The following is a 13,539-nucleotide window of genomic DNA, read 5'->3' as shown; positions in this document are numbered from 1 at the left end:
CGGGGTCACTTCTTCTGCTGCTGGTCCTTCAGGCGCTGCGCCGCCTGGACGCGGCCCTCGTTGATCTCCGCCATGGCTTCGGGGATCTCACTGGCGGTGAACTTACCGCCCCGGCCGGTGGGCAGGCCCCCGAACGAGTATTTCTCGTCGAACACCGGCGCGGTGGACGCCGGACGCCGCGATTCCACCTTCTCGATGACGGGTTCCAGCCGCTTCGCCTTCTCGGCGACCGCCTTGGCGTCGCGCTCGATGAACTCGGGCAGCACGTCGGAGCCCATCAGCTCGATGGATTCCATGGTGCCCTCGTGGCTGCGCGGGTTGAGCAGCAGGATGATCTCGTCGACACCGCTTTCCTCGTAGCCGCGCAGGAATTCCCGGACGGTCGACGGCGACCCGATCGCGCCCCGTCCCGGTCCATAGGCCAGCGTCGGATCCTTCTCCACCTCTTCGAGATAACGCTTCCACACGCCGGTCCGCCCGGGAGTGTGCACGCCCGTCATGTAGTAGTGCATGATCCCGAACGAGAAGAATCCGCCGCCCTGCCCCAGCCGTTGCAGCGCCTGCTCGTCGGTCTTGGCGACCATCATGGACAGGTCGCCCCCGATGGCCAGGATGTTGGGATTGATCCGCGGTGTGACGGGAACGCCGCTCTCTTCGAACTCCTTGTAGTAGCCATTCACCCGCTCGGTCAGCGGCCCGGGACCGGTGTAGGCGAAACTCAGTGCGCCGATTGCCTTCTGGGCGGCCATCTGCACGCTCGCCGGCCGGGTGCAGGCGACCCAGACGGGCGGATGCGGCTTTTGCAGCGGCTTGGGAACGACGTTGCGCGCCGGCATCTGGACGTGCTCGCCGTAGAAGCCGGCGAACGGTTCCTCGATCATGCAGCGGACCGAGACTTCCAGCGCCTCTTCCCATTGCGCCCGCTTGTCGGCGGGGTCGATGTTGAATCCGCCGAGCTCACCGACCGAGGACGATTCGCCGGTGCCGAACTCGACGCGGCCGTTGGAGAGCAGGTCCAACGTGGCGATCCGTTCGGCTACCCGCGCGGGGTGGTTGACCACGGGGGGCAGGTGCATGATGCCGAACCCCAGGCGGATGTTCTTGGTCCGCTGGCTGGCCGCGGCCAGAAAGATCTCCGGCGCCGTCGAGTGGCAGTACTCCTCGAGAAAGTGGTGCTCGGTCAGCCACACGGTGGAGAAGCCGGCCTTGTCGGCGGCTTCGACCTCGTCGAGACACTCTTGCATCATGACGTGTTCGTCGTCGGGCGCCCAGGGCCGCGGTAGGGCGAATTCGTAGAACAGCGAGATTTTCATCGTTACCTCCTATGAGAACTAAGGGTCCGTTTGGCTGCGCGTGCGGCAATGTGATTCGCCGCGACGAAGCCGAAGGTCATGGCGGGGCCGATGGTTGCCCCCGCACCGGCGTAACTGCGTCCCATCACCGGGGCGGAGGTGTTGCCCACCGCGTACAGGCCCGGCACCACGGTCTGATCGTCGCGGAGCACGCGCGCGTACTCGTCGGTCCGCAGGCCACCCGAGGTTCCGAGGTCGCCGAGGACGATCCGGAATGCGTAGTACGGCGGTTTGCCCAACGGGTACAGGTTCGGGTTGGGCAGCGTCGGGTCGCCGTAGTAGTTGTCGTAGACGCTGTCCCCGCGATTGAAGTCGTCGTCGTGGCCCTTGCCGGCGAGTTCGTTGAAACGACGGGCGGTTTCGGCCAGGTTGTCGGCAGGCACACCGATCTTGGCCGCCATTTCCCGCCACGTCGTCGCCGCCTTGACCACGCCCGATTCCAGCCACCCCGCGGGGACCTTACGGCCGGTGGGCACCGGCGCTCCCGGGATTTTGGGTATCGGCAGGTGGCCGCCGATGACGTAGCGATTCCACGACCTGTGGTCGGTGATCAACCAGCAGGGGATGTGGGTGACCCCCGATTTCTGCCCGTCGATCATCGCGTGACCGAAGTCCATGTACGGTGCGGCCTCGTTGATGAAGCGCTTGCCGTCGCCGTTGACGATGAACTGCGCCGGCATCATGCGTTCGTTGAGCATGAACTGCATGCGGCCATCCGGCCATTGGATGGCGGGAAACCACCACGCCTCGTCGAGCAGGTCCGTTGCCGCGCCGATCTTTTGGGCCGCACGGATACCGTCACCCATAGCGGCGGGGTTGCCGAAACTCCAGTCCTGGTCCACAACGGGCAGGAGTTCCTTGCGCCAGGCCAGGTCGTGGTCGAAGCCTCCGGAAGCCAGGATGACCCCCAGGCGCGCGCCGATCCGCTGCGTTTCGCCGTTCCGTTCGACCGCCACACCGCTCACCGCCCCCGCGGCGTCGGTGAGCAACTCGGTCATCGGGGAGTCCAGCCACAGCGGGATGCCGCGCTCCCGCATGGTCAACCTGAGCCGAGTCGCCAGTGACTGGCCGATCGCCGCCATGCGCTCGCCGAAGACCCGCGCCCGGACCATCCGCGAGATCAGCTTGAGCAAAACGGCCTTGCCGGCCCACGATTGCCGGATCCGGTAGAAGGTGCGAAGCTCCTTGGGGCCCAGCCATATTCCCTTGGGCGCCAGCGCCAGGGGCTGCAGCAGCCGCTGTTCGTCGGGGCCGAGCTTGCGCAGGTCGATGGGCGGCACGTTGATCGTGCTGCCGAGTTCGGATCCCCCGGGCAGTTCCGGGTAATAGTCGGCGTAGCCGGGCTTCCAGACGAACTCGCACCATCCCGACAGACGTTCGAGGAATCCGAGCATCTTCGGGGCCGACTCGACGTACTGCCGGATGAGCGCCTCACTGACCAGTCCGTCGGTGATCCGGTGCAGGTATTCGACGACGCGTTCGGGTTCGGGGCTATAACCCTCCCTGCGCTGGGCGGGCGCGCCGGGAACCCAGATGCCGCCGCCGGACAGAGCGGTGGAGCCGCCGAAGAAGGACGACTTCTCCACGACCAACGCGTCCAGGCCGGCGGCCTGGGCGGTCAGCGCTGCCGTCATGCCGCCGCCGCCCGATCCGACGACGACCACGTCGACAACGTGGTCGAAGCCGTCTGGCGCCGCGGTCATTTCGGGACCGCCGTCCTGATGGCGAAGCCGGCGATCAGCTCAGCGGCCGGTTTGTAGTAGCGCCCCACCGTTTCGTAGGGGCCCGCACTCGCCAGCGCCGCGAACGCGGCGACCCAGGTCCGGATTTCCTGGGCGGAGCTGCCGCCCTCGTGGGCCACGAACGAATTCGACCACCGGTCGAGTTCACCCAGCCGGCCGCCGTCGACGATCTCGAGGAACCGCTGATCCCACGCCGGGTTCAGTCCCTGCAGGTCGCTGTCGCCGGCGGCGAAGCTCTTGGCCGCGTCGATCACGGCCGCCTGCCGCGCTTGCCGCTGCTCGGCTGTCATCGGCCGGCCGTGCACAATGCGCTCGAGCACCGGCGGCGGCGCGGTCGCCAGGGTCGGCACCGGCGGGCTGTGGGACAACCCGCCGGATCCCAGCACCAGCACCCGCTTGTCCAGTGTGACCAGATAGGCGCCGACGGCGGAACCGAGCGCCCGGCAGCGATGCAACGGCCCCAGTGGCGCGCCGATCGCGTTGACGAAGATGGGTATGACCGGGCGAGAGGCGGCTTCGCCGAGCAGCTTCTCGAGCGGCTGCACGGTGCCGTGGTCGACGTCCATGCAGGCCGAGACGGCGATGTCGACGCTCGCGTCCAGCACAGTCTTCGCGCACTCGGTGGCCAGCTGCTCCGGAACGTCGAGCGGACCGGCATGGGTGCCGTAATCCCCAACCCCGTTGGCGCTCGTGCCGATACAGAAGGGCGGCATCATCTTGTAGAAGAAGCCGTTGTAGTGGTCCGGGGAGAAGACGACGACGAGTTCGGGGTCGTAGTCGTCGACGAAATGCCGGGCGTCGGCGATCGCGGATTCGATGTCGTCAAGCAGGTCCCGCGACGGCCCCGGAAGATTCAGGAGCGGGCTGTGCGACATACAGCACAGAGCCAGTGCCACTTTGCGGATCACCCCCTCGCGGCGTGAGCGTGAGTGCGTCGAGGAGGGCGACGCTCAGGTCGGGCGCGCGTTGAGCGATGCAGGCGCCGGCGATGCACCGGTCAGGACGCAGGAACAACACCGATTCCTGGTGGGTGTCGAACCAGGATTTGACGGCCCCGTCGCGATCGCCGACGACCACGACGTCGGGATCGTCGTGGCCGGTCCAGTGCAGCTGGGTCAGGGGCCGCAGCGCAACGAACCGGGCGCCCAGCGCTTTCCAGTTCGCGAAGGCGACGTCGCCGAGGATCCTGCGGGGGTGGTTGTTCCAGCACAGCACGGCGAACCAGTCCCCGAGCACGTCGTCCAACAGCACGTTGTGGCGATCGCGGGTGTCGACCCGGGGCTGGATGAACAGGGTGCCCACCGGCGAATCCGCCCGACTGGAGGCGGGGCCGTGCACGACGGCGCCCTGCTCGTAGCGCGGCATCGGTTTGAACCGCATTTCCAGCACATACCGCTTGAGCGAGGGCACAATTGACGCCGACCGCACGAGCAGGTCGCGGGCGCCGGTAATCCGCCGGTTGGTCGGTGAGATCACTCGACCCACCATCGTGGACAGGTCGATCATCGCCCGCGCGTGTTTGCGGCGCTCCACGTCATAGGTGTCCAGGAGCTTGTCGTCGGCGCGGCCGCTTACCACCGCGGCGAGCTTCCAACCCAGGTTGGCCGCGTCCCGGATTCCGCTGTTGTAACCCTGGCCCTGCCATACCGGCATCAGATGCGCGGCGTCGCCGGCCAGTAGCATGCGGCCCTTGCGGAACGCGCCGGCGATCCGCGAGTGATGCGTGTAGACCCGGCGCCGGATCACGTCGACGCGGTCGGGATGCGGCACCATCCGGGCCAGCATCTGGGTCAGGAACGCCGGATCCTCCGCCTGCTCGTCGGTCTCGTCGGCGTGAATCATGAACTCGAACCGGCGAATTCCGTGCGCGATCGAGATCGAGGCGTACGGACGTTCGGGGTCGGCGCCGACCTCGCTGTTGGGATGGCCGAGCGGGTCGTTGGCGACGTCGACCACCAGCCACCGGGTCGACGAGGTCGTCCCGTCGAAAGACACACCCATCATGCGGCGGGTCATGCTGCGACCGCCGTCGCAGCCGACCACGTAACGCGCGCTCAGGCTGGACGTTTCGTGGTCGCGCCCGCCGCCGAGTTCGACGGTGACCCCGTCGCCGTCCTCCCGGCACGCCGTCATCGGCCGCCCCCACCACACCTCGACGTGATCGAATCGTCCCAGGCCGGCAAGCAATTCGGCGTCGACGAGCGGTTGGACGAAGCCGTTGCGCTTCGGCCATCCGAAACGCGCATCCGGCGGGGCCATTTCGGCCAGCACGCGCCGCTTGGCGTCGACGAAACGCAGGATCTGGTTGGGCACCGTGTGCGGCACCACCCGGTCGGCGAGTCCGACCGACTGGAAGGTCCGTAAGGCCTCGTCGTCGAGCCCCACCCCGCGGGGATAATCGATCAGGGTGTCGCGTTCTTCGACCACCACCGTGCGGATGCCTTGCAGGCCAAGAATATTCGCCAACGTCAGCCCGACCGGCCCCGCCCCGACCACCACAACGTCGGTCTCGGTCGCTGCCTGCTCGCGCCCCGCCTCGACCATCACCGCCCCAGCAGGAAGTCGAGATGCAAACGATTGAAGGTCTTGGCGTCCTCGTACTGCGGCCAGTGCCCGCAGCCGGGCATCACCTCGAAGCGCGCGCCGGGGATCATCGACGCGATGCGGCGACCCTCCGTCACGTCCGCGGTGGGATCGTCGCTGGTCCACAGCACCAGCGTCGGCGCCGTGATCGCGCCGTACTCGTCGGGACCGATGATGTTTCGCGCCCGAATCTCCGGGTCCTGCAGCGCCATGATGTCGCGCATCGCGTCGACGAATCCCGGCTGGCGGTAGACGCGTTGACGGCTGGCGACCAGGTCGTCGTAGTCCTTGGACTTGTCGGCCATCAACCACTTGATCCGTGCCTGCACCGTTTCCCAGGTCGGGTTCTCGGCTGCCGCCATCGACAGGGTGATGATGCGCTTCATCACGACCGGGTCGGCCTGGGAGCCGCCGGTGGTGTTGAGAACGAGCCGGTCGACCACGTCGGGGTGGTCGATGGCGGCGCGGGCGGCCACCCAGCCGCCCAGCGATTCACCGCTGATGCTGGCGCGGTCGACGCCGACGGTGCGCAGGACCGCCATCAGGTGCTCGACATAGTGGCGGACTTCCAGCGGGTGGCCGGGCCTGCCGGTGTAGCCGTGCCCGAGCATGTCGATCGACCACGTCCAGAAGTGTTCGGCATGAGCCCCCAGGTTCCGGACGTACGCCTCGGCGTGCCCGCCGGAGCCGTGCAACAGCACCAGCACCGGCTTGCCCGGGTCGCCGGCCCGTAGATAACGGGTTTGCACCCCCCCGGCGTCGAGGTAGCCCTGCTCGAACGCGACGCCCTGGAGATCGCTCCAGATGCTCTCGAACTCCGCCACGGTTCCTCTCCGGCCGAAAGATGGGAAATCTCGTTCTCGTTTTTGCCGTACCCATTGTGCTAATATCGCACATTGATGTGCGTTATATATAGAGCTTCGCTTTCGGATGTGGGTCTGTCAAGGCTGTGACGGGTTCGGCTACGGGTTCGCAGACGCTGGCCAGGGGACTGACCGCGCTACAGACGGTCGCGGACTCCCCCGGCGGGCTCACCGTGCAACAGCTCGCCGACCAGATCGGGGTGCATCGCACCATCGCCTACCGACTGCTGACGACGCTGGCGGAGTTTCGGCTGGTGGCCAAGGGCGAGGACGGCCGCTACCGGCCCGCCGCCGGGCTGGCCGTGCTCGGCGCATCATTCGACCGCAACGTGCGCCAAGTCAGCCTTCCGACGCTGCGCGCGCTGGCCGACGAGCTCGGCACCACCGTGTCGTTGCTCATCGCCGAGGGCGACCAGCAGGTGGCCATCGCGGTCATCGTCCCGAGCCACGTGGCCTACCAACTGTCCTTCCATGAGGGCAGTCGCTATCCGCTGAACCGCGGCGCCGCCGGAATCGCCTTGCTCGCGAGCATGCCGCCGCGGCCGGGGGAACGAGAGCTGGTCACCCGCGCGCGCGAACGCGGCTGGGTGACCACGTACGGAGAGATCGAGCCGAACACCTACGGGCTCGCCGTGGCGGTCCGCCGCCCGGCCCCATCCCCGCCCACCTGCATCAACCTCATCTCCCACCGCGAAGACGTCGTGATGCGCGGAAAGGATGCCGTCGTCAAAGCCGCGAAGCAGCTGTCCGAGCTGCTGAGCTGAAGGGTTAGCAGTCCATGTCCTGGGACACAGAAATCGATGTCGTCGTGCTCGGCACGGGCGGCGCCGGGCTCACCGCCGCCCTGTCGGCGGCCGCCGCCGGCGCCTCGGTCGAGGTCTTCGAGAAGGCGCCGACCGTCGGCGGGACCACCGCGGTGTCGGGCGGCGTGGTGTGGATTCCCGCCCATAACCGTTGCCCCGAAGGGGAATTGACGCCTGCGGACGCATTGCGTTACCTGCGGGCGCAGTCCCTGGGCTCGATGGACGACGAGTTGGTCGAAACGTTCGTGCACACCGGACCGGCGATGCTCGACTTCGTCGAGGCGCACAGCGGTTTGCGTTTCGAGATCGCCACCGGCTTCCCCGACTACCGGCCGGAGCTGCCGGGGGGACAGCCCAGCGGAGGCCGATCACTGAGTGCGGGGCCGTTCGACCTGCACCAGATCGGGGAGTGGGGCAAGCGGATCACCTCGTTTCCCGCCGACTGGTCCAACGTCGGTATCGACGCCGAAACCAGGGCGCGCCTGCACGTGACGATCGACAAAGGCAGCGACCTCTGCGTCGCCGGCACGGCGTTGATTGCGGGTCTGCTCAAGGGATTGCTCGACGCCGGGATCACACCGCACACCGACGCCCGGGCCGAAGAGCTCATCGCGGAGGATGGCGAAATCGTCGGGGTGCGCATCGCGTTGGCCGAGCGAACGATCAACGTGCGCGTGCGCCGCGGAGTCGTCCTGGGTGTCGGTGGCTTCGAATGGGATCCGGGTCTGGTGCAGGCATTCCTGCGCGGCCCGATGCACGGCGCGGTGTCTCCACCCAACAACACCGGCGATGGCCTGCGCATGGCCATGGCGCACGGCGCCGACCTGGCCAACATGGGCGAAGCGTGGTGGGTGCCGATCGTACAAATTCCCGGTGACACCATCGACGGCAAGCCACGCAGCCGCAGCGTGCGTCTGGAGCGCACCCGGCCGCGCAGCATCATCGTCAACTCGGCGGGGCACCGCTTCGTCAACGAGGCGTGCGATTACAACTCGATGGCCGGCGCCTTTCACTACCTCGATCCCCGCGGCGGCTACGTCAACGACCGCGGATGGATGGTGTTCGATTCAATTCACTTGCAGCGCTATGGGTTCCTGGGCACCGAACCGGGACAGCCCGTCCCGGACTGGTTCTGCGAGTCGACGACCCTCGCCGAGCTGGCCGCCAAGACCGGCATCGACGCGGGCGGCTTGGTCCGCACCGTCGAGGATTGGAACCGCCACGTCGCCGAAGGGGCCGACCCCGATTTCGGGCGCGGGTCCAGCGCCTACGACGGCTATTGGGGCGACGACAGCGCGACCACACTCGCCGGGAAAACCCTCGGCCCGATCGACACCGCTCCCTTCTACGCGGTGCCGGTGCGCATCGGTGCGATGGGCACCAAGGGTGGGCCGCGGACCGACCACGACGGGCGCGTGCTGCACGTCGGTGGTGATCCGATACCGGGCCTGTTCGCCGCCGGCAACGCGATGGCCGGCGTCACCGGCCGCGCCTACGGTGGCGCGGGCGGGACCCTGGGCCCGGCAATGGTTTTCGGATACCGCGCCGGCCACGCCGCCGCCACCGGGAAGTCCGTCGACCTGACGTAGCGGGCTACGGGCAGCGAGCGATCACTTCATCTGGCGATCGGCAGCTCGACGCAGATGTGGGTGCCCGCCGGAACATCGAGATAGACGAACACTCCCCCGGCGGCCTCCACGCGGGCCCGGTGTGACGCCAATCCGATGTGGCCCTCGCCGAGGCGGCGCGCAACCGTCTCGTCGTTGAATCCCACACCGTCGTCGATCACATGCAAGACGCAGATCTCGTCGGTGATTCCGAGCGTGACCGACGCGCTGCGGGCCCGGGAATGTTGCACGACGTTGGACAACAACTCGCGCACCACCCCGAACACCACCGGGTCGATGTCACTCCGAATCGGGTAGTCGATGTCGGTCGCGATCTCGATGCCCGATCGCTGGGCGGCGAAGGTCGCCAGTTGCTGGACCGCCGCCGCCAAGCCGACCTGCTCGAGAACGGCCGGATGCAGCTCGAAAGTCGCCTGCCGCAATCGCTCCGACGCCATCTGCAGTCCGGCAAGCGCGCGCTCCACCCGGTCGTCACCGGGCATCGCCGCATCCAATTCGACGAGCTCTTGGCGCACGGCCAGGATGTCCTGCAGCGGCCCGTCGTGAATGGATTCCGAGATCCTGCGCTGCTCTGTGTCGGACGCGGTCATCGTCTGGGCCAGCAGTTCTTCGCGCAAGGTGCTGAGTCCGGCTATCGACCGGGTATGCCGCTCCTCAACGCGCACCGCCACAAACGCTGTGACACAGAGGAACCCGTAGAGCAGGAACCGGAACGTGGCTTCGGTGACGCCGATCGAGCCGACCATCTCCGGGTCCTCGAGCACCGCGATCGCGAATCCCACCATGGAGAAGATCAGCACCATCGCCGCGCGCCGGGACGAGACATCGAGCCCTATCAGGATCGGCAGGGCGGTCATGATCAGCAACGGGTGCAGCCCATTGGTGGACAGCACTTGGAAGACCGTCAGCACGACAACATCGATGACGGTGAACGCGAACGGCTCCAGGCGGCCGACCCGGGCCAGCCGGCCCCGGCCGAGCCATCGCCGGCTGCGTGAAAATGCCAGCGCCAGCGCGCAGAGCGCGACCCCCGAGTACGCGATGATCAGCACAGTTTGCTGGAACCACTCGGACCGGCGGGTGCCGCTGATCATCGCAGCGATCATCAGGCCCACCACACCGATCCGCAGGACCGCTGCAAGCCGGTACGAGCGCAGCTGGTGAAGCCTGCGCACCCGACCCAGTTCCACGTCACTGGCGACCGCCACGCGAACACAGTACTCAGCCGCGGCGGTTCCGTCGGGGCAAACCGCTTCGGCGCGCATCAGCGTTTCGGCCGATTGCCGTCGTCTCTTTGCGGGCTAGACTCATCGCCATGGCCGGCCCAGCATCGTCCGAAAAGGTGCGGGTGGTTGTCGGGGACGATCACCCGCTGTTTCGGGAAGGCGTTGTGCGCGCGCTCTCGTCGAGCGGTTCGGTGAATGTCGTCGCGGAGGCCGAGGATGGCTCGACGGCACTGGAATTGATCAAGGAGCACTCTCCCGACGTCGCTCTGCTCGATTACCGGATGCCCGGCATGGATGGCGGGCAGGTGGCGGCGGCGGTGCGGAGTCAGCAGTTGCCGACTCGCGTCCTGTTGATCTCGGCGCACGACGAGCCCGCCATCGTGTACCAGGCACTGCAGCAGGGGGCCGCCGGGTTCGTGTTGAAGGACTCGACGCGCAGCGAGATCGTCAAGGCCGTGCTCGACTGCGCGCAGGGGCGCGACGTGGTGGCGCCAGCACTGGTGGGAGGTCTCACCGCGGAGATCCGTCACCGGGCGGAACCGACGGGTCCCGTGCTCAGCGCGCGAGAACGCGAGGTACTCAACAGGATTGCACGCGGCCAAAGCATCCCCGTGATCGCGGCCGAGCTGTATGTGGCCCCGTCCACGGTCAAGACCCACGTGCAGCGCCTGTATGAGAAGCTCGGCGTCAGCGATCGCGGGGCCGCCGTTGCCGAGGCGATGCGGCAAGGTCTGCTCAGCTAGCGGACGACCAGTGGCCCGGTTCGCTCACCGGGGCCGGACGCTCCGCGCGCAGTTGTGCGTTCGCGAACGCGGCCGCCTCGCCGACCAGGCGCCGAGCCCGGCGTTCCACCTCGTAGAGGTGGGCGGCGCTGACGCCCGCACGGGTCAGCTGGCGCCGGGCGTAAACCAGCGGATCGACTCCGGCGGGGTGGTTGGTCCGGTAGGTGACCGCCTCGACCAGGGTGGGGCCACCGCCGGCACCGGCACGCTGCACGGCTTGGGCGACCGAGTCATGCACCGTCACAACGTTCTTGCCGTCGACCGACAGCACCGGCAGCCCGTGGCGCTCGCGGGGACCCCGGCGCACACCGGACCCGTCGCGAATGTTTTCGACGACGAACACCACCGGAAGGCGCCACGACAGCGCGATCGTCGCGGCCGATTTGAACTCGGGTGAGTTCACCGCGTCGTCCCCGACGACGCACAGCGTGACCTTGCCTCCGCCGGCCACCTGCTGCGCGTAGGCGTCGCCGAGCGCGAACAGGATCGATCGCCGCAGCGGGTTCGACGTGGCGAATATCTGCTTCCATTCGGCCGCGAACGGGCTTTCCTGCACACCGCAGGCGGCGACTGGCCTCGGCGCGATCATCTCGGCGATGGCCGGTCCCAACGGCAGGACTTGACCGACTCGCTGGGCGTGTTCGAAATGGCGGATCGCGGTGCTCATGATGTCGCCCGGCCGAAGCGCCGCGATCGTGCCGACGGCCACAGCCTCTTGGCCGAACGCGGCCACCATGGGGCCGTTGAGCAGACCGTCGATTCGCGACTCTTCCAGTGCCATGTCGAGCAGTCGCAGCACCCACATCCGGCGGTACAGTTCCAGCTGTTCACCGAGGTGTGCGGCCGACAGTTCGGGTGTGCGAGCCATTGCCGGGTCTCCTAACTCATCGCGGATCGTGCCGTTGAGCACAAGATCAACGTAGGGAGATCGGCGCGGCCGGGCCTCCGCCGATCGGTCCGCAAACGGGATGAATCCCCGTTCCCCCGATCGGGGGACAGCGCGAGGCGTCAGTCCGGCTCTTGCGGGGCCGGTGACAGCAGCCGCTCGGCCGCCGAGTACGGGTCCTGGTCGCCGTCGACGACCGCCTCGGCGAGCCGGTCGAGGTCCGGCCGGGTGCGCAACCGCGTCTGCGCCAGTGACAGGATCTGCGCTTTGGCGCGGGCCAGCCGGCGCGCGCGACTGTCGGCGCGGTGGTGGTCCTCGATGGCGGCGACCAGTTCCGCGACGCCCTGCCCGCGCTCAGCGATGAGGCTGACGATCGGGGCGTCGGTCTCGGCTCGCAGGTCCCGCACGGTCTGCGCGGCACCGTCGCGATCGGCCTTGTTGACGACGACGATGTCGGCGACTTCGAGCACCCCCGCCTTGGCGGCCTGGACCGCATCGCCCGCACCGGGATTGAGGATGACGACGGTAGGGTCGGCGACGGCGGCGATCTCGATCTCGGACTGCCCCACCCCCACCGTCTCCAGCAGGACCACGTGGTAACCGATCGCCCCCAGCAGGCGGATCGCGGCCGGGACCGCCGCGGCCAGTCCCCCCAGATGACCGCGGGTCGCCACCGACCTGATCAACACGTCGGAGTCATTGATGTGCGCGGCCATTCGTATCCGATCGCCCAACAGCGCACCACCGCTGAACGGTGACGACGGGTCCACCGCCAGCACCGCCACCCGGCACCCGCGTTCCCGGTAGGCGCCGACCAGGGCGGCGATCGTCGTCGACTTGCCGGCCCCCGGCGGCCCGGTGATACCGATGACGCTGACCGGCGCGGGCTCGATGCTCGCCAGCACCTCGTCGCGGCGCTCGCCCTCGACCAGGGAAAGGAGCCGACCCGTCGCGCGCGGAGATCCGTTGCGCGCGCCGGCAATCAAGTCGGCGATCTCCATTTAGGGTGCGGGGACCTCGATGACGGTCGCGGATCCCATCCCGCCGCCCGCGCACATGGCCGCAACCCCGAATCCACCGCCACGACGGCGCAACTCGTGCACCAGCGTGACCAGCATCCTGGCGCCCGTCGCCGCCACCGGGTGTCCGAGCGAGCAGCCGCTGCCGCTGACGTTGACCTTGTCCGGGTCGAGGTCGAGCAGCTTGACGGTGGCCACGCACATCGCGGCGAAGGCCTCGTTGATCTCGAACAGATCCACGTTCGAGATCGAAAGCCCGGCGCGGGCAAGCGCTTTCGGGATCGCTTCCACCGGGGCCAGCCCGGTGATGGCGGGGTCGACGCCCACCGACGCCCAGGACCGCACGGTCGCCAGCGCCGGCAGGCCGAGTTCGTCGCTCGCGATCGACGAGGGCCGCTTCAAAGAGGAGATCGTCCCGATCGAGACGCCGCACGGGCTGTTCGCGGTCGACGAGCACCCCCGCCGCGACACCACCATGGAGAAGCTGGCCGCACTCAAGCCGTTGCATCCGGAGATCGAGGGGTTTTCCATCACGGCGGGAAACGCGTGCGGCGCCAACGACGGTGCGGCCGCGCTGACGATCGCGAGCGACGAACTCGGCCTGCCGGCGCTGGCGACCGTGCGGTCCTGGGCGTCGGTGGGCGTCGACCCCGCC

Annotated in this window: 12 protein-coding genes and 1 pseudogene; 4 read left to right on the top strand and 9 right to left on the bottom strand. The window is 68.1% G+C overall.

The window, feature by feature from the left end; translation table 11 throughout:
- Nucleotides 1-5: 5 nt before the first annotated feature.
- The 5 genes from A5692_RS14285 to A5692_RS14265 are packed head-to-tail and all read right to left on the bottom strand — an operon-like array spanning nt 6 to nt 6,501.
- The gene (locus A5692_RS14285) at nt 6-1,313 is read right to left on the bottom strand and encodes an LLM class flavin-dependent oxidoreductase (protein WP_068056981.1); all 1,308 of its coding nucleotides are present in this window, start codon (nt 1,311-1,313) and stop codon (nt 6-8) included.
- Nucleotides 1,314-1,315: 2 nt separating this feature from the next.
- On the bottom strand, nt 1,316-3,055 hold the full coding sequence (locus tag A5692_RS14280; protein WP_068056979.1) for an FAD-binding protein: 1,740 nt from the start codon (nt 3,053-3,055) through the stop codon (nt 1,316-1,318).
- Nucleotides 3,052-3,969: a 3-carboxyethylcatechol 2,3-dioxygenase gene (locus tag A5692_RS14275; protein WP_068056977.1), complete on the bottom strand. Its 918-nt coding sequence runs from the start codon at nt 3,967-3,969 to the stop codon at nt 3,052-3,054. The genes A5692_RS14280 and A5692_RS14275 overlap by 4 nt, the downstream gene beginning before the upstream one ends.
- Complete coding sequence (locus A5692_RS14270; protein WP_068056975.1) at nt 3,917-5,638, bottom strand: bifunctional 3-(3-hydroxy-phenyl)propionate/3-hydroxycinnamic acid hydroxylase; 1,722 nt, start codon at nt 5,636-5,638, stop codon at nt 3,917-3,919. The genes A5692_RS14275 and A5692_RS14270 overlap by 53 nt, the downstream gene beginning before the upstream one ends.
- The gene (locus tag A5692_RS14265) at nt 5,638-6,501 is read right to left on the bottom strand and encodes an alpha/beta fold hydrolase (protein ID WP_068056973.1); all 864 of its coding nucleotides are present in this window, start codon (nt 6,499-6,501) and stop codon (nt 5,638-5,640) included. Before A5692_RS14265 ends, A5692_RS14270 begins: the two co-directional genes overlap by 1 nt.
- Nucleotides 6,502-6,626: 125 nt before the next feature.
- On the opposite strand from A5692_RS14265, the gene A5692_RS14260 reads away from it, so the two are divergent.
- Nucleotides 6,627-7,304, top strand: coding sequence for an IclR family transcriptional regulator (locus A5692_RS14260; RefSeq protein ID WP_068056971.1), 678 nt, complete (start codon nt 6,627-6,629; stop codon nt 7,302-7,304).
- A 14-nt stretch (nt 7,305-7,318) separates the two neighbouring features.
- Entirely contained in the window at nt 7,319-8,932 is a 1,614-nt protein-coding gene (locus A5692_RS14255; protein WP_068056969.1) for an FAD-dependent oxidoreductase, read from the top strand.
- A 26-nt stretch (nt 8,933-8,958) separates the two neighbouring features.
- On the opposite strand, the gene A5692_RS14250 is transcribed toward A5692_RS14255, so the two are convergent.
- Nucleotides 8,959-10,179: a sensor histidine kinase gene (locus A5692_RS14250; protein ID WP_068057082.1), complete on the bottom strand. Its 1,221-nt coding sequence runs from the start codon at nt 10,177-10,179 to the stop codon at nt 8,959-8,961.
- Nucleotides 10,180-10,286: 107 nt separating this feature from the next.
- On the opposite strand from A5692_RS14250, the gene A5692_RS14245 reads away from it, so the two are divergent.
- The gene (locus A5692_RS14245; RefSeq protein WP_068056967.1) at nt 10,287-10,940 is read left to right on the top strand and encodes a response regulator transcription factor; all 654 of its coding nucleotides are present in this window, start codon (nt 10,287-10,289) and stop codon (nt 10,938-10,940) included.
- On the opposite strand, the gene A5692_RS14240 is transcribed toward A5692_RS14245, so the two are convergent.
- The 3 genes from A5692_RS14240 to A5692_RS14230 all read right to left on the bottom strand — a co-directional run bounded on the left by A5692_RS14240 (nt 10,933) and on the right by A5692_RS14230 (nt 13,211).
- A complete protein-coding gene (locus A5692_RS14240; protein WP_068057080.1) occupies nt 10,933-11,847 on the bottom strand; it encodes a thiamine pyrophosphate-dependent enzyme in 915 nt (304 codons plus the stop codon). The two genes, A5692_RS14245 and A5692_RS14240, sit on opposite strands and share 8 nt — an antisense overlap.
- 140 nt (nt 11,848-11,987) lie before the next feature.
- Nucleotides 11,988-12,866: a methylmalonyl Co-A mutase-associated GTPase MeaB gene (gene meaB / locus A5692_RS14235; RefSeq protein WP_068056965.1), complete on the bottom strand. Its 879-nt coding sequence runs from the start codon at nt 12,864-12,866 to the stop codon at nt 11,988-11,990.
- Nucleotides 12,867-13,211 (bottom strand): hypothetical protein, encoded by a 345-nt coding sequence (locus A5692_RS14230; protein ID WP_369830294.1) that lies wholly within the window; start codon nt 13,209-13,211, stop codon nt 12,867-12,869.
- Between A5692_RS14230 and A5692_RS14225 the strand changes: the two are divergent.
- Nucleotides 13,192-13,539: pseudogene (locus A5692_RS14225) on the top strand (hypothetical protein); the annotation flags it as partial. The gene A5692_RS14230 and the pseudogene A5692_RS14225 sit on opposite strands and share 20 nt — an antisense overlap.

Source organism: Mycobacterium sp. E342 (genome assembly GCF_001667665.1).
Taxonomy (GTDB): Bacteria; Actinomycetota; Actinomycetes; order Mycobacteriales; family Mycobacteriaceae; genus Mycobacterium.
The sequence above is the reverse complement of the archived record's forward strand: the minus strand, read 5'-3'. Positions and strand labels throughout refer to the sequence as shown.

Excerpts from the sequence above, each read along its gene's own strand:
- A5692_RS14285 (WP_068056981.1), bottom strand. The coding sequence starts at position 1,313 with ATGAAAATCTCGCTGTTCTACGAATTCGCCCTACCGCGGCCCTGGGCG.
- A5692_RS14280 (WP_068056979.1), bottom strand. The coding sequence starts at position 3,055 with ATGACCGCGGCGCCAGACGGCTTCGACCACGTTGTCGACGTGGTCGTC.
- A5692_RS14275 (WP_068056977.1), bottom strand. The coding sequence starts at position 3,969 with ATGTCGCACAGCCCGCTCCTGAATCTTCCGGGGCCGTCGCGGGACCTG.
- A5692_RS14270 (WP_068056975.1), bottom strand. The coding sequence starts at position 5,638 with ATGGTCGAGGCGGGGCGCGAGCAGGCAGCGACCGAGACCGACGTTGTG.
- A5692_RS14255 (WP_068056969.1), top strand. The coding sequence starts at position 7,319 with ATGTCCTGGGACACAGAAATCGATGTCGTCGTGCTCGGCACGGGCGGC.
- A5692_RS14245 (WP_068056967.1), top strand. The coding sequence starts at position 10,287 with ATGGCCGGCCCAGCATCGTCCGAAAAGGTGCGGGTGGTTGTCGGGGAC.
- A5692_RS14240 (WP_068057080.1), bottom strand. The coding sequence starts at position 11,847 with ATGGCTCGCACACCCGAACTGTCGGCCGCACACCTCGGTGAACAGCTG.
- meaB (WP_068056965.1), bottom strand. The coding sequence starts at position 12,866 with ATGGAGATCGCCGACTTGATTGCCGGCGCGCGCAACGGATCTCCGCGC.